This is a genomic window from Xanthomonas nasturtii, assembly GCF_001660815.1.
GTDB lineage: Bacteria > Pseudomonadota > Gammaproteobacteria > Xanthomonadales > Xanthomonadaceae > Xanthomonas > Xanthomonas nasturtii.
In genome coordinates, this window is record NZ_LYMI01000018.1 from 1 (window position 1) to 16,924 (window position 16,924).

At 65.0% G+C, this 16,924-nt stretch carries 6 protein-coding genes and 1 pseudogene; all 7 read right to left on the reverse strand.

Translation table 11 applies throughout. The features are described 5' to 3' along the window. Positions 1–155: 155 nt before the first annotated feature. Positions 156–2,579, reverse strand: coding sequence for a penicillin-binding protein 1C (gene pbpC, locus A7D16_RS08230; RefSeq protein WP_064631579.1), 2,424 nt, complete (start codon positions 2,577–2,579; stop codon positions 156–158). A 44-nt stretch (positions 2,580–2,623) separates the two neighbouring features. Continuing rightward, complete coding sequence (locus A7D16_RS08235) at positions 2,624–3,403, reverse strand: CPBP family glutamic-type intramembrane protease (protein ID WP_239686966.1); 780 nt, start codon at positions 3,401–3,403, stop codon at positions 2,624–2,626. 454 nt (positions 3,404–3,857) lie between these two features. Further along, positions 3,858–4,805 (reverse strand): glycerophosphodiester phosphodiesterase family protein, encoded by a 948-nt coding sequence (locus tag A7D16_RS08240; protein WP_064631581.1) that lies wholly within the window; start codon positions 4,803–4,805, stop codon positions 3,858–3,860. Between the two features lie 181 nt (positions 4,806–4,986). After that, positions 4,987–7,541: pseudogene (locus A7D16_RS08245) on the reverse strand (TonB-dependent receptor). Between the two features lie 368 nt (positions 7,542–7,909). Next, positions 7,910–12,811, reverse strand: coding sequence for an alpha-2-macroglobulin family protein (locus A7D16_RS08250; protein WP_193395454.1), 4,902 nt, complete (start codon positions 12,809–12,811; stop codon positions 7,910–7,912). A gap of 678 nt (positions 12,812–13,489) precedes the next feature. After that, positions 13,490–14,491: a nucleoside hydrolase gene (locus A7D16_RS08255; RefSeq protein WP_064631585.1), complete on the reverse strand. Its 1,002-nt coding sequence runs from the start codon at positions 14,489–14,491 to the stop codon at positions 13,490–13,492. Positions 14,492–14,569: 78 nt separating this feature from the next. Next, the gene (locus tag A7D16_RS08260; protein ID WP_064631587.1) at positions 14,570–16,786 is read right to left on the reverse strand and encodes a TonB-dependent receptor; all 2,217 of its coding nucleotides are present in this window, start codon (positions 16,784–16,786) and stop codon (positions 14,570–14,572) included. Positions 16,787–16,924 lie beyond the last annotated feature (138 nt).

A 16,924-nucleotide genomic window follows, 5' to 3' on the forward strand; every position in this document is an offset into this window, starting at 1 on the left:
TACCTCGCGCCGCGTCTGCTTGCGCTTGCCGTTGTACTCCGCATCGCCGAAGGTCAGCTGCATCGAAATCGTCCGCTCGGTTCGTTGATCGATTGTCGCAGATCATGCTGCTTTGTTCAGAGCTTCCCTAGCGATCGATCACGCTGCTGCGGTGCTCAACGCAAAACGCGAAAACGCACCTGCGTCCATGCACCATCGCTGGCCATTGCGGTAAGCGTATGCATCCCGACTTCTTCGAAGTCGCGCTGGAATCCTTGTCGTCCGTTGGTCTGCGCGATCCAGCGGCCATCCAGCAGCCAGTCGATGCGCGCTTCGCTGCCCAGTGCGCGCAGTTGCAAGCGCACCGGGCGTGCAGTGTCGTTGGCGCGCGCGAGCGTGGCGCGGTCGCTCAGGCCGTCGATGCGCAGCACACCGCCGCCGGTCATGCGCCCGTCCGGCACGCAATCTGCAGCCAATGGCGGCAGTTGCGCAGCTGCGCGTTCGGCGGTGCTGAGCCACGGCGACACCAGCGCCGGCCAGCGCGCCACTGCGCGCGACGCACGCGCGTGCGGCTGGGCGCAGTCCTGCGACAGGCGTTGACCGCTGTGTGCGTCCACCGCGAAGTGCAGCTGCCCGCTCTGCCACAGGCGTGCATCGCGTTCGGCAAAGGTGGGCGGCACTGCGCCGTCGAGCGCGTAGGCGTCGGCACGGCGCGCGCACAAGGGCGGCGGTGTTTGCTCGGCAGCGCCGCCCAACGGCCAGCAGATCTGCACGGGCTGCACCGTGGGCGGCATCGGCAACGGTGCACTGTCGCCGGCACTGCGTGGCAAGGCATCGATGACTTCGAACATCAACGGCAACGCGGTCACTGCCCCATATTGGCCCGGCAACGGCGTGCCGTCCGGCCGCCCCACCCAGACGCCAACGGTGTAACGCCGCGTGCCGCCAATGGCCCAGGCATCGCGGTAGCCATAACTGGTGCCGGTCTTCCATGCCACGCCCGGGCGCGCGGCGGTATCGAAGGTACCGCTGCCGTAGCCGGGGCGCGGATTGCTTTGCAGGATCTCGCGCACGATCCAGGCCGCACCCGGCGACATCAACCGCCGATCGATGCGCGCATCGTCCGGCGTATAGCGCACACGCCCGGCGATGCCGCCGCGATTGAGCGCGGCGAACGCGCCCACCAACTCCTGCAGCTGCGCGCCGGTACCGCCCAGGATCAACGCCAGCGAGGGGGTGCTGCCGGACGGGAAATGCAGTGCGATGCCGGCATTGGACAGCCGCGCGGCAAAGCGTGCCGGGCCGATGCGATCGAGCAGATCCACCGCCGGCACGTTCAATGACAGGCGCAACGCAGTAGCCGCACTGACCGGCCCGTTGAAGGCCGCATCGAAGTTGCCGGGCCGGTAGTCGCCAAAGCTCTGCGGCGCATCCACCAGCAGGCTTTCGGAGTGGATCAGGCCATCGTCCAGCGCCATGCCGTACAGAAATGGCTTGAGCGTGGAGCCCGGCGAACGCCAGGCCTGCACCATGTCCACATGACCCAGGCGTTTGCGGTCGCCGAAGCTGGCCGAGCCTACATAGGCACGCGCTTCCATGGTGGCGTTGTCCACCACCAACAACGCCGCAGACGTCCGCTCCGGCAGCTGCGAAAAATACGTGGCCACGCGCTCTTCCAGCGTGCGCTGCAACTCCACATCCAGCGTGGTGACGATGCGCGCTGCACGCGGCTGCGCGCTGTGCAGGCGCTGGGCAAGCAAGGCCGCATGCAACGGCGGCTTGAGCGAGCGCGTGACCACCGGCTCGATGCGCGCATCGTCCACCTGCGCACGCGACCACACGCCCAGCTCCACCATGCGATCGAGCACCTTGTCGCGCGCACGCTGTGCCGCTTCCGGGTGACGGTCCGGCCGCAAGCGGCTGGGCGATTGCGGCAGCACCGCCAGCAACGCGGCTTCGGCCTGCGATAACGCTTTCGCCGGTTTACCCAGATACGCCCAGCTGGCCGCTTCCACGCCCTCGATGGTGCCGCCGTAGGGCGCGCGCTCCAGGTACAGGTTGAGAATCTCGCGCTTGCTCAGATGCGCTTCCAGCTGCAGCGCACGCAACAATTGCTTGGCTTTGCCCCACGGCGTGCGCGTGTGCGGATCCAGAATGCGCGCCACCTGCATGGTCAGCGTGGAGCCGCCGGACACGATACGGCCCTGCCCGATCCATTGCCCGCCGGCACGCAGCAGCCCCCACGGATTGACGCCGGGGTGGCGCCAGAACCAGCGGTCTTCGTAATTCAACAGGGCCTGCAGATACAACGGCGACACGCTCTGCGGCGTGGCCGGATAGCGCCACACGCCATTGCGGTCGGCGAACGCACGTAACGGCGTGCCGTCGCGCGCAACCACCAAGGTGGAGGTGTCGCGCGACTTTGGCAGCGGCAATGGGAAGGCCAGGTCCAGCAGCAGCAAGGCGCTCAGCAATGCGGCTGCGCTCCAGCGCAGCCATTTCAACCAGGGCCGGCGCCCTGTTCGGCCTGGCTCCTTCGTTGCTGCCGGGCGCTGCGGCGTCCGCTCTGTCCCTGCCTGCGCCTGAGATTGCTCTTCCATCCTGCAAAGGATGCAGGCCAAACCGGTTTTCGGCCACTGCTACGTCACAGAAGGCGCGATGCAAGGACGGGTTGCCAGGCGAGCCGCCGACGGGTTACTGGACGCGGCGCGCACCAGCGGCCACTGGCACAGACGCCATCCCGCGCGGCGTCACGAACGCGCGTAGCACGCCCATGGCCAGAAAGGCGCAATGCCATGCCCAGCCAACCGCTGGCCGCCGAGTCTGACACTGCAAACACGGTCCAGGCTGCATTGAGCGAGGCATGCAACACCCAGCCGCTCCAGAGCGTGTAGCCATCCTGCGCATCCACAATCGCAAACAGCAGCGCGCCGATCGCGGTGATGGCGAAGATCAGCAGTGCCTCGCCACCGCCGCCACCCGCGCCAAGCCAGTGCACGCCACCGAAGACGGCCGCCTGCACCGGCGCGGCGATCGCCGGACGCCAACCGAGCGCACGCGTCGCAAACACGAATCCGAATCCGCGGAACACGATTTCCTCGGCCAGCGGGAACAGCAGCGCCAACCACAACAGGCCGCGCAAATCGTCCGTCCCCATCGAGGCGGCCTGCGTCCACAAGCCGAGCCAGCACGGCACGGTGGCGAGCAGCGTCAGTACCGGGCCGCGCCACCCGCTCCAGCGCAGCCCCAGCCGCGCAGCGATGTCGGCAGGCGTACTGCGATGAAGCAGTGCGGCCGCGATCAGCACAGCCACCACGCTGAGCAAATTGTCGGCAATTCCGCCGCCGTAGGGCACCGGGATCTTGGGAATGGGCAGACCGATGGCCTTGGCGATGTCGCGGATCTGCAGAGAGACAACCAACACGACCAACCACACCAGATGCCTGACTATCGGCCAGGCACGGAACATGAGCGACATGCAGACATCCTTGAGCGCAACTGTCGGCCCCTGACTGTAGCCAGTGCAAGCCGGTGCCGGCAATGAGCTGGCGCACGGGACGCACGACGATGCCAGTCGCCAATGCGCCGGAGCCGCGATGCGGGGACGGCGCTTTACCGCTCGCTTGCTTCGGCACATCTACTGCACCCCACGCACCTGACGACCCTGACGCACCGCGAGGTTTTGTCAGTCGATCCTTGACGCTGCGGCGCTCTTTTTTTTCACTCATGTCAGCTGCTCGGCGGCCGAAGCGGTCCGCTCGCCATCACCGCAGCCTGCCTATTGCCACCGCGCCAGCGATCCTCTGCAGGTGCTGACCCTGGCCAGGGCAGCACGTTTCTGTTTTGTCTCGCTGCTGGCGGAAAGCCCCGTTGTCGATCTAACGCTGTTCGAGCGTGGCGCGATAGCGCAGCAAGGCCTCTGGCGCATCGGTCTGGATGATCGACACGCCATCGCAATACATCCGGCCCCACACCTTGTCCGGGTCGCGCTCGGCATCGGCGTCGCCACCGTAGCCGGCAATGAAGCCTTCCCACAACGAATTGACCATCAGCCGCACCTTGTGTGCCTTGCTCACCGCCATCAACGCCGGCAATTGCGCCGCGACCATCTTGGGCAACTCGAACGCCATCGGATGTGCATTGCGCGTCTGCGCGGTAGCAATGGCGGCAAGGTCGGCATTGCCGTGTGTATTGAGCAGGATCGGGAAGAAGTACACGGTGTTGAACGGCACCATCGCCGCCAGTGGTGGTGTGGCGATGCCGGCTTCGGCCTTGACGATTACCTGGTACTGCATCCCGGCGTGCGCGACCGCATTGATCACTTGCACGTAGATCGCATCCTTGACGTCCAGGTTGAGCAGGATGTGCCCTTTGGCCTCGGCGAGCATCTGGTCGAGCGTGACCACGCGCTGGTCGGTGAGCGGTGCCTGTGCGCCACCTTCATCGCTGCGCAGGCGCAGTTTTTGCAGGTCGCCCAGCGTCAGCTCGGACAGCTTGCCGGTGCCGTCGCTGGTGCGGTCCACGGAGGCATCGTGCAGCATCACCAGCGTGCCGTCGGCTGCGCGCCGCACATCGGTTTCCATCACATCGGCACCGATGGCGATGCAGCGCTCCAGTGCCGCGAGCGAGTTTTCCGGCGCGGTGCCGGTGAAGCCGTGCTGGGGTGCGGCGGCATGGCAACCGCGGTGCGCCATTACCACGATACCGCCCTGCGGGTTGGTCAGGCGTGCCTGGATCGCGGCGACGCCCGCAGGCGCTGCGCTCGCCGTGGTGGTCACAGCAGCGCACAGCACGGTGGCGAGGATGGCAAGGGAACGTGAGGTCATTCGAACAACTCCAATCAGGTGACTTGCAAAGCAACTGTGCGACACAGATGCATTGCCGGGTGGCGTGCTCGCCGCTGCAGATGTAGATGCAGTGCGTAGGTTGTAGTGATGGGCTTCTGGATGGCAGCACTCTAGCCGGATGGCACAGCTCTACAACGTTGCCAACGCACACTGATCGCGCTTACAACGCCGGCGTAAACCGCAGATCCACCCGGTAGGTGGTGGGCACCGAATAACTGTCCTTGAGCAGGTTCTGCCCCGGGCCGGTTACGCTGGTGATGCGGCTATGGGTGATGTTGCTGACCTGGCCGATCAAGCTCAATTGCTTGCTGACCGCATAGGTGGCAGTGAAATCCAGCTGCGAGCGCGGCGACCAGTACAGATCCTGCCAATCGATGTTGCTGACGATGGACCGCAATGCCTTGCCTTGCCGGTTGTAGGCTGCACGCAGCTCTAGCCCGCCGGTGTTGTAGAACAGCGTGGCATTGGCGGTGTAGTCCGGCTACCCAACCAGATTATCGAGTTTGCGCTCGCATTGGGTCAGGCTGCTGCCGCTGCCAACGCTGTAAGGCACATCCAGGCTGCCATCGAGCACCGCGACATTGGCGCTGAAACCGACACCGCTCAACCACGGCGCGATGGGCGCCAGCGTATTGACGACGCCGTTGAGCTCCACACCGAAAATACACGCGTTGGCAGCATTGGCCGGCGTGCTGATCAACGCATTCGCGTAAGTGGTGCCATCGAAAGTGAAGCTGTCGGTGCGCGAGAGCGTAAAGATCTCGTCCTGGATGCGCTTGTCAAACACGGCAGCGGACGCGAAGGCATCGAAGTCGCCGGGCAGGCGCCATTCCAGCGACAGGTCCAGGTTGTTGGACACGCGCGGTTTGACGTCCGGGTTGCCGATGGTGACGGTGACGCCCTGCGCATTCGGTTTGCCGGCGTCTGCCGTGTTGACGAAGCCGATCGAGGTGCGCGCCGCATAGGCATCGTACGGCGGGCGACCCAGCGTGCGGCTTGCACCGGCGCGCAGGTCCAGTGCATCGGTCAGGTGATAGGTCATCACCGCCGACGGCAGCAGGTAATCGTAGTCCGCACTGGTCGGGTTATCCACATACACGTCGCGATTGCCTGCTGCCTCCAGACACGAAAGATGTCATAGGACGGTTTGTCGGTGGTGTACGACACGCCTGCGGCAAAGCCGAGGCCCTGATCGCTTTGCCCTTGATTGAAGCCGTAATCGAGCCGGCCGGTGAGGATGCGATCGGCCGCGGTGCGCTTATAGTCCGGGCGCCAATACGACAGGCTGTAGTTGTCGAGGGTGTTGTACGCCTGCGGCGATACCGCGAAGCGTTGATCGAAACCGGAGGTGTCGTAGTTGAACGCATAACTGGGCGTGGCATTGATGGTCACGCCACTGCCGGCCTGCTCCACCGGCACCGGCGCAGCGCGAGTGATGCCGGTGGCGTACCTGATCATACGGATCGGCTCGTCGTAGGTCGCATCGGACCACGCGCCGCGCGCAGAAAACTGCTGCCGATCGGTGGGCCGCCAGATCGTGCCCAGCTGCGCGACCTTGGTGCGCGTGGTGACGATCTGGTTCGAGTAACCCACCTCGATGTCGCCGCCCGAATAACTGCCAGAGATGGCAGTCTGATTGAACACCTGGTTGCGGCTGCGTGGGTCGATGATGACCTCGTTGCGCTCCATGTTGTCTTCGAAATAGTAGTAGCCGGCCATCGCATACGCTTCGAGCGCGGCACTGGGCCGCATCTCGAACTTGCCGGTGACGCCGTAGCGGTCGCGCTGATTTTGCACGTACCAATACTTGTCCTGCTGCGGCACTGCCCAGCCATTGCCAAGATTGGCGCCGGTCTGCAACACGCCGTTGTTGTCGTAGAACCCGTAATGCACCGTGTCGGTGGTCATGTGGGTTTCGATGTAACTGCTCAGGCTCTGGTAATTGGCCGACAGGGTGAATCCGTACTGCTGCTCGCTGCCGAAGGTGCGGCTGCCGGTGGCATTCAAGCGATAGCCGGGGTCATCCTGGTCGCGCGGTTTGCCGACGTCGTTGGCGTGGCCGAGCGCGGCTTCTGCGCTGAAGAACGGCTTGCCACCGTTTTCTAACGCGCTACGGGTTTTCAGGTTGATCGCACCGCCGGTGGCGTTGGGATCCAGGTCGGGCGTAAAGGTCTTGACCACCTGCAATTCGCTGACCATCGAGGCCGGCAGCAAATCCAGACGCACGCCGCGGGTGATCGAACCGAGCGTGCCGTTCGGCGTACCGGGCGAGGCGATGGTGAGCCCGTCGATGGTGACGTTGTTGTACGACGGCCCCAGACCACGCAAGACCGGCGTGGCCGCTTCATCGCGCGGATGCTCGTTGTCGGTAGCCGGCAACACCGACAAGCCGGGCACGCGGCGCAGCGCCTCGACGATGGTGCTGTCGGGCAAGGCGCGTACGTCGGTGGCGCTGATCAAATCGGTGATGTTGGTCGCCGCGCGTTTGCTTTCCACCGCGGCGGCATTGACACGACGCACGCCGGTGACCTGCATGGCATCGAGGGTCTGCACACCTGATGGAGTGGTGGGCAGCGTATCGGAGAAGGTAGGAACTACGGGGTCGACTGGAACCGCCGTACCCTCGCTGGCGTATGCCTGCGGAGCTGGCGAGCAGGCCGCGATGGCCACGGCAAGACCGGACAGGTGCACACGGTACGAATCGGGACGCTGCATGGAATCCCGTAAGTCGCGCAGCAATCACGCCGCGCCGATGAGAAAGCACGCCACCGTAGCCCGTAAAAATGACTCTTGCGTGTCGCGCGCATCGCATCGAAAAGACAATGCGCAGTGATGTCCCAGCGGGCGAAGCAAGCACTCAGCAACTACCTGGAACTCGGCCGCTGCAACGATAAGCCCCTCACCCACCGGGAGAGGGGTTGGGGTGAGGGTACGGGGCGAAGCTACTCCTGTCGTTCCAAACACGCCAGGCTGCGCACGTACCCTCATCCGCCCCTACGGGGCACCTTCTCCCAACGGGAGAAGGGTAGCTTCAGCGGCCGACCATCCTCATTCTCCCGACGGGATAAGACCCAACGCATCACCTACGGCTGCACCACCGTCATCGTGGCCGGCGTACTGCGGCCTACACCGCGTAGGTCGGGCCGGTACATGTCTTCCACCAGCGACGGCGGCACCGTGTACGTGCCCGGCGTGACTGCGCGCACCAGGTAATACACCTGCGCCTTGCTGCCGGAGGACAGCGCCAGCGCGGCCACGTAGCGGTCGTCGCGGAACTCTTCGTGCTTGACGTCGGCGGCGCTGGAACGCTCGCTGATGCCGATGCCGTCCACCACCACGTCGGCCCATTGTTTGGCATCGCCGAGATTGAAATTCTCGATCTCCAGGCCGGCCGGCAACAGGTCGGTAAGCAATGCGTCCGGCATGCTGGTGTTGGCAGTGATGATGACGCGCACGATCAACGCTTCGCCTTCCTTCAATGGGCGCGGTGTCCACGGTTTGCCGTCGGTGGTGTACCAGCTGCGCTCCACGCTGAGGTTGCGCGTGTCCGGCTCCGGTGCGCTGCGCGGAATGCCGGCCACTTCCAGGCTGGCGTACATCGGTGCCTCGCCTTGCGGCGCAAACTGCACGCCGCGCGCCAACGCTGCACTGTCGAAGCTGCGCCCGAACACACGTGCCGGCGCGATCTGCTGCACCGCATCGCCGATGGTCAAACTGCCCGAGACCTGCTTGCCCTGCCCGACCATCAAGGCCTTGCCCAACCGCGCCAACGCCACCTGCTCCTGCGTGCTCAGCCACAGCCAGCCGGTGGCGCGACGTGCGTCCAGCGCGCGTCCCAGTGCCACCGCACGGGTGTCGTACTCGGGCTTGGACAAGCCGCGCTCGTGCAGCAACGCCATCATCAAGGCATCGTCGCGGATGGCGCTGCCGTAATCGGCGAAGTACGGCGGGCGCTCGCTGCTGTCCTTGGCAAACCCGGCCTTGATCGCCGCATCGCCCCGCTTGGTGTCGCCCTGCAGCGACAAGGCGATGCCCAGATGCACCAGCGACAGGCCAGTGAGCGCCTTGTCGCGCTGGTTGTCGTACAGCGCGCGCAAGGTGCCCAGCGGAGCGCGATTGACGCGTGCCAGCACATAGCCCGACCAGGCCTGATTGGCGAACTTCAAGTTATCGCGGCGGTCCTGCCCGTAGAACTCGTTACCGCCGGACAACAGGTCTTCGCTGAGGCGATTGAGCGCCTTCTGCAGCACGTTGTCGGGCACCGCAAAACCCGCATCCTTGGCATCGAGCAGGAACTCGGCGATGTAGGGCGTCAGGCCCGGATTGATGTAGCCATCGTCGCCCCACATCGAAAAATGCCCGCTGGCAATCTGCATCGACGCCAAGCGGCCAAACGCACCTTCCATGCGCGCACGCCGGGTCGCCGCGTCCAGCCCCTTGCTGCCGAGCGCCTTGGCGGTGGCATCGTCGAGCAACAGCGCTGCGTAGCCCTTGCTGGTGGTCTGTTCGGCGCAGCCGTACGGATACTCCAACGCGCCTTGCAGGGCGCTGGCGAACGGAATCGGCGGCAACGCGCTGACCACCATGCGCGCGGTCACCGAGCCAGACATCAGGCCGTCGGCAAAGCCGCTGTCCAGGGTGATCGGCGCCAACGGGTCGAGCACGCGCGTTTGCGCACGCAACACCTGCGGCCAGCCGGCGCGCACCGGCAGCTCATAGCTGCGGTCGACCTTGAAGCCGTTGCCGTCCACGCGCACGCGCACCTTGGCCACGCTATAGCCTTCGGTGGCGCTCAGCGGGAAGCTCAACGTCTGCTTGGCGTCCACGCCCAGCTTGACACTGCGCGCCGCCTCGGCGATGGCGAGCGGGCCGATGCCCTCCACGCGCACGTTGAACTCGCCCGGCTTGCCGGTGAAGTTCTGCACATCCAGCGTCACCGTGCTGCGGTCGCCTGGCGCCATCACCCGCGGCATGCTGGCTTCGGCCAGGATCGGCGCGCGCACGATGGTTTCCATGTCGCGGTTGCCATAACGCGTGTTCGAGTACACCAATGCCGACACCCGCAAAGTGCCGTTGAAATCCGGCACTGGCAGTTGCACCCGCGCATTGCCACGGGCATCGAGTGTCACCGAGCCGGAGAACAGGTCCACGGTCTGCACGCGCGCGGTCGGGCGCTTGGCCTGCGGCAAGGCTTCCAATGCCATGTCGCCACCGAACTTGAGCTTGCCGCTGGCACCTTCGAAGCTTTCGATCACCCGTCCGTAGATGTCATAGGCATCGGTACCCAAACGACGTTGCGCAAAGAACTGCGCGTTGGCATCGGGCACCGGGAAACGGGTGATATTGAGGATGCCTACGTCCACCGCCGAAATGGTCACGTGCGCAGCCTTGCCGGCCAGCTCGGGCACGCTCACCGTCACCGGCAAGGGTTGCTCGGGACGCATCTGTTTGGGTGCGGACAAGCCCACCGCCACCCGCCGTGCCTTGCGGTCCATCGGCACATAGGCCACGCCCACCGCACGTGCCGGCGTGATCTTGCTGGGTGCGCTGCCGCCACGGAAGACCAGGGCGGTGACATACACATCGTGGCGCTCCCACGCCTCGGTCACCGGAATCTCGAACGTGCTGCCCGGCTTGACGTCGATGTCCTGCACGTACAGCAGCTTGTCGCTTTCCACCAGCAACACGCCCTTGCCGGCATGCGGCGGGGTCAGCGTCACTTTCAGCGTATCGCCGGCGCGGTAGCCGGTCTTGTCCAGCGCCAGCTTGACCTTGTCCGGGCGCGCATCCAGGCCGCGGTTTTCGTCGTTCCAGCTCCAGCCCGCACGGAACGGGTAACGCGTGGTCAGCCCGCTCGCCGGGTCGAACACATCCAGGCGGTATTCGCCCCACTCCACCGGGAAATCGATCTTGGCATTGACGCTGCCCACATCGAGCGTGCGCGTGTCCTTGTTTTCGAAGCGGCGGGTGAAGTCGTAATCCCAGTGGTTGTCGGTGTAGTTCCAGTGGTAATCGCGCAGCTCGCGTACCAGGGTGACCTTCAGGCCCTTGGCCGGCTGCGGCTTGCCGTCGGCATCCACGCGTGTGACCTCGAAGCGCGCCGTGCCATTCGCATCGGCGCCGTCTTTGTCGTCGAACAACGGGCGCACGCCGACCAAAGCCTTGGCCGGCCACAGCACACGCTTGAGGGTGCGGGTGACGGTGCGCCCGCCGGTTTCATACACGCTGCCGGAGACGACCGCGGCAATCGTGCTGACCGGCTTGGCTTCGGCCGGCAATGCGATGTCTTCGCGCAGGATGCCGTCGCTGCCGAACTCGGTGTCGATCACGTCCTTGGCGTCGCGCGGCAACTCCAGCGTGGGGTCGCCGAAGAACCAGCCCGGCAACGATTCGAGCGGATGCTGCTCCACGCTGACCGCCAACTTGGCGGTGAAACGGTTGCCATCGGCCGGCGCGCCGTACAGGTATGCGGCGTTGGCCACCAGCTTGAACGGCTGCCCTGCACTCAAGGTCTTTTGCGTGCTGTCCAGGTCCAGCTTCATGCGCTCGGGCAGGAACTCTTCCACGCGCACGGTCATGCCCTGCACGGCGTCCTTGCTGGCCGGGTCGGTGCGGAATTCCACCTGCCAGCGGCCGGTTGGCGCATCGGCCGGAATCTGCTGGGTGAATTCGAAATAGCCCTGTTCGCAGGGCTGCAGTTTGGTCTCGCGAAACGTCTTGCCGTCCGGTTGTTTCAGACGCAGGAACACCGGCTGCGGTTTGGTGGGCTTGCCGTCGTTGTCGCGCAGGATCGCCGACACCCGCATGGTTTCGCCGGGGCGGTACAGATCGCGGCCGGCCCAGGCGAACACGTCGAACCACGCGCCCTGGCGCCCGGCTACCGCAAATTCGCTCAGATCCAGCGCCGGCTGGTTGAACGGCAACACCGAGATATCGGTCTTGCTGCGCGCAGTCAGCACATGGCCGGCGTCGAGCGTGTAGTTGAGCAGCGCATTGCCGTTACCGTCGGTGGCGCCCTTGAGGAACAGCTCGCCCTTGGCATCGAGGATGCGCACTTCCACGTTCTTGATCGGCTCACCGCTCTGCAACGAGGCGGTGTGCACGAACAGCTTGTCCCTGTAGGCGCGCGTGTGCAGGCCGATGTCGCTGACGGTGAAGAACGACGTCTCCTGTTCGTTCTCGAAGCTGCCGGCGCGCTTGATCACCGCAAAGTACAGGCCAGGCTCCTGCAGCTCCTTGATGTCCTGCGTGGGCAGGTAGGTCAGCACACGCTCGTTCTGCTTGCCGCCCAGGATGAAACGGTTGACGTACACCGGCTCGGCCAGCTTGGACAGCGGTTGTTTGTCGTTGTATTCGCTCTCCAGCTCCCAGCTGCCACGACGGCCGCCGCGCTGGAACTGCTGGAAGAACGCCGGAAGCGACTTCTCGCGCACGCGCAGGAACTCGACATCCACTTCCGGCACGTTCACCGACACCACCGGCAGGCCGCGGCTCTCGCGTGCCGGCAGCACACTGCCCTGCGAAGCGAACCCGGCCACAGGCTTGAGTTCGCCGGTGTAGACCTTTTGCTTGAGCGGCTTGCCCAGGCGGCTGCCGTCGGCGGCCAGCAGGTTGGCGTCGACCAGAACCGTATAGTCCTTGGCCGCTTCCACGTACGGATAGCGCAGCGTCTTGCCGTCCTCGGACAGCGACCAGCTGCTGTCGCCGGTGCCGACCTTTTCTTCGAAGCGCACCAGCGCATCGAAATCCTGCGTACCCACCAGCGGACGCGAAAATTCCAGCGCCAACGACAGGCCGTCGCCGGTCTGGTCGGGATAGGCACGCGCCAACGCAAACCCGGTGATGGCCTGCTTGTCGGCCTTGATCGCCTCGCCGCTGGCGGCAGGCAGCTGCCCGCTTTCGTTGCGCTTGCACGCCACCGCGCCGATCGCCACGGTCAGCAACACCACCCACAGCAGCATGCGCCGCGTGCCCGACCGCATCATCCGTGATCCCTGGCTGTCCATTCGTGCTACCCCATGACTGAGGACGCAAGTATAGCGATGCCGTTCACGTCACCGATGGTGGCATGGGAGGACGCAGCGACTTGCCGATGGGCGGCGATGATGCGCCACCGGGCCAGCGCTGCGATGGCACCTGCGTGCCCGACCGACGGTGAGCGCAGTGGTTTGACGCCGGTCCATGGCAGATCGCTGAGTTGCGGCTTGGCTGCAGGGCCCTTGCCCGCCCACCATCGCGGGACACGCCGCAAGTACGTCCCTGTAGGCTCTTACGCGGCATCCATGCCGCGTAAGGTCCCGCGATGGTGGGCGTGCAAGGACCAGTCAAGATGGTCGGTGTGCAGGGCGCAAACAGGGCATGGCGTGCATTGTTCGGATGATGGTGCGTCCAACAAACGTTCCATCACAAGCAGAGCAACAAGCAGGCGTTCAACAAAGCAACCGACGCATTTTCTGGTGCGGTGTCCTCGCCGATTGCGGGACCGTGTGGCGGCATGGATGCCGCCACCGAGCCTACAAGGATGTACTTGCGGCGTGTCCCGCGAGCGGTGAGGACACCGTGCGCACGACCAACCAGGCTTTTGACTGCATCCCAAAAGTACGGCCAATGAAACCACTGCGCTCGCCACCAAGCCGGCGCTCACCACATTTTGACAGTCACTCCTAGCGCAACTGCAGCACCGTACGCATGTATAGGTCGATCAGCGCCGGTTTGTCCGCGCGCAAACAGGCCTGCACGTTCGGCGTGCCCGCGCCTTCGCGCGTGTACCCCTGCGCATCCACATCCAGATGCAGCGGCGTGGTCGGGCACAAGCGCGGATCCAGCAACCAGGCGACCGGCACCACGTCGAACACGGTCGGGGTGGCGCTGGCCCAGGGCTGGTCGGTAGTGCGCCACTGGTAATAGAGCTGGGTCAGTGCGTCAGTCAGGCCGTCGCCATGGGCGAACAAGGCGATGCGCTCGGGTTCTTCCAGCGTGATCTGGGTGGCGTCCAATGGCAGCAGCACGATCGGTACACCAGCCGCGAACACACGTTGCGCGGCCGAGACATCGGAGAGGATGTTGTACTCCGGCGCCGGTACGCTGGCCGGCCGATAGGCAGACTTGCCGTAACCCACCCGCACCGAGCCGCCCATCGCCACGATGCGCTTGAGCTTGGCAAAGCCGGCCGGGTCGCGCTGCTGCGCCAACGCCGCATCGGTCATCGGCCCCAATACCAGCAAGGTGACTTCGCCCGGATGCCGGCGCGCCTGCTGCAGGATCATTGCCGCCGCATCCGGCAGCTTGCCGGGCAACTGTCCCTTGGCGGCCCAGCGTGCCTGGCTGAAGGCAATGCTGCTGGTCGTGCGTGCACCCACCGCCAATGGAATCTCGCTGCGCCCGGCCTGCTGCAACAAGCGCTGCAACAGTTGCGCACGCAACGAGGTGTCGCCCCATGCCGATGCGATGCCCAGCACCTGCAACTGCGGGCTGCGCAACAGCAGCCCCAGCGCAAACGCATCGTCGATGTCGTCGCCAATGTCGGTGGAGACCACCAGCAGCCCGGTGGCCGTGGGCGGTTGCGCGGCCTGCGCTGTCGTCACCGCAGCCGCCTGCGCCTGGGCCACGGCAGCCGCGCAGCACAGCCCCGCAGTCAACCACGCATTTCGAATGATCCGCCGCATGCATCTCCTCCTGCCGCCATAAAAAAAAACCGCCGGCATGATCGCCGGCGGTTCGATGGTGCTACACCACAACGCCGATCAGAAGTTGGCGCGGAACTGCGCGCCTACGATGCGCGGGTCGTTGATGAAGCCGGTGAGGTTGTTGAAGTCGATCGCGCCGGTCACGCGGATCTGGTTGGTGCAGTTGCGGCAGAACACCGACAACTCGTACGCACCCGCGCCCCAGTTGTAACCGATCTTGGCGCCGCCCTCGACCAGCGGCTGGCCGGTGAATTCCTTGGAGTCGTACAGGAAGAAATTCACTTCGCTGCGGTACGACCAGTCGGTGTAGAAGAACAGCTCGCCGTCGTTGCCCATCGGGATGCCGTAACGCAGCGTGGCGTTGGCCATCCACTTGGACGCCTGCGGCAGGTCGTTGCCGTCGATCAACGCGTTGCCGGCCGCATTGAGCGGGTCGGTCACGGTGCAGGTACGGCACACGCCCACCGACAGGGCCGGGTCGTCGATGCGGGTCCAGTTGTAGGCACCGCCGGCGGTGACGCGCAGATTCTGGGTGAGCAGCGCTTCGAAGTCGAACTCGGCGCCGCGCCCCTTGGTCTTGTCGGCATTGAGCAGACGCACGTCGTTGGAAACGCCGCCCACTGCGGTGAGCTGCTGGTTCTTGACGCGGAAATCGTAGATGTCGAAGCTCAGACGCGCGCGGTTGTCGAACAGGTCCGACTTGATGCCGACCTCGAACGAATCCACCGTCTCCGGCTCGGCCACGGTCAGCGGCGCGGTGTCCGAGGGCACGCCGAAGCTGGCGCCACGGAAGCCGCGTGCCGCACGTGCGTACACGTTGACGTCGTCGTTGATGGAGAACGTTGCGGCCAAATCGCCTGTGACCTTGGAGTTGTCGGTCTCGCCGCTGGATGGCTCGACCAGGGTGACGCGGTCCAGCGCCAGCACGTCGAAGGTCTTCTTGTCGTAGGTGTAGCGGATGCCGGCGCGCAGGTTCAGGCGGTCGGTGGCCGCGTAGTTCAACGAGCCGAATGCCGCCCACGAGGTGTTGCGCTGGCGGGTCAGCTGGTAGCTGGCCAGGTCGCCGCCGCTGAAGGTGTTGTAGGTGTAATTTTCGCCTTCCACATCGTCGTGGAAGTAGTACAGGCCGGCCTGCCAGTTGAGCGGGCCTTCGTACTGCGATTCGGCACGCAGCTCCTGGCTGTACTGGTCCAGGCTCTTGATGCCGCCGGCGGTTTCCACCGGGAACGGAATCACGCCCGGGCCGGACGGCGGCGCGAACACCGCGCCGAAGCCGCCGTCGATGTCGCCACGGCTGTAGTACTTGCCGATGCCCTCATACGCGGTGATCGAGTGCAGCGCGATGTCGCCCAGGTCCCAGGTCAGGTTGGCGCTGCCGCCGTAGGTCTGCAGTTCCTGGTTGTTGGCGCCGTCGATGAAGGATTTTTCTTCGTCGAAACCGTCCACCAGCTGATTGGTGCCGGGCTGGATGATGTTGGCGCGGAACAGCCGCGCAGTGCCGTCCAGATGGCGCGCATGCGCGTTGAACAACGCACTGAAATCGTCGCTGGCCTGGTACAGCAGCTGCAGGCGCACGGCCGAATCGGTATAGCCTTCCAGATCGCGGCCATCGCGGTTTTCCACCCAATCGTCGCGGCGCTGGCCCAAGGTGGACAGACGCGCTGCCCAGTGCTCGCCCATCGCGATGCTCAGGCCACTTTCCAGGGTCATGGTGCCGTAGGTGCCGTAGGACAGGCTGGCGTAGCCGTCATTGGCGCCGATCGTCGGTTTGACCGAATTGAATTTGACCACGCCGGCCGGCGTATTGCGGCCGAACAACGTGCCCTGCGGGCCGCGCAGCACTTCCAGGCCTTCCAGATCGAAGATCGGGAAGCCCTTCAGGAATGCGTTTTCCTGGACCACGTCGTCATAGATCAACGACACCGGCTGCGAGGCGTAGGTATTGAAGTCGGTGTTGCCGTAGCCGCGGATATACACGCGCGGGAACACACGGCCGTTGGATGATTCGATATTGAGGCTGGGCGCCTTGCCGGCCAGCACGCGGATATCCGAGCCGCTGGTGGAGATGGCATCCAGAAATTCCGGACGCAACACCGAGGCGGACACCGGCACGTCCTTGGAGTCTTCCGAGCGGCGCTCGACCGTGACCTTGACCGCATCCAGACGCACCACACCGTCGTCACTGGGCGCCTGCTGGGCGGCGGCGTAAAGCGGAAGAAGGGAAGCGACGGCAACGGCGAGCGCGCTGATCTTGAGCGACCGGCTGGCGGACATGGGGAGAACTCCGGATTCTGGTGGCGGGGCGGCCCGGCCTGCGTGCCGCGGCGCAACAGAATTAACACGATTTACACAAATATGGCAGAACCCGTACGAAAAAGTGTCCAGAATTTAGGAAAGCGTTCGAATTAATGC

Bases quoted from the DNA above. Each gene is read 5' to 3' on its own strand.
- pbpC (WP_064631579.1), bottom strand. From the start codon at position 2,579: ATGGAAGAGCAATCTCAGGCGCAGGCAGGGACAGAGCGGACGCCGCAG.
- A7D16_RS08240 (WP_064631581.1), bottom strand. From the start codon at position 4,805: ATGACCTCACGTTCCCTTGCCATCCTCGCCACCGTGCTGTGCGCTGCT.
- A7D16_RS08250 (WP_193395454.1), bottom strand. From the start codon at position 12,811: ATGATGCGGTCGGGCACGCGGCGCATGCTGCTGTGGGTGGTGTTGCTG.
- A7D16_RS08255 (WP_064631585.1), bottom strand. From the start codon at position 14,491: ATGCGGCGGATCATTCGAAATGCGTGGTTGACTGCGGGGCTGTGCTGC.
- A7D16_RS08260 (WP_064631587.1), bottom strand. From the start codon at position 16,786: ATGTCCGCCAGCCGGTCGCTCAAGATCAGCGCGCTCGCCGTTGCCGTC.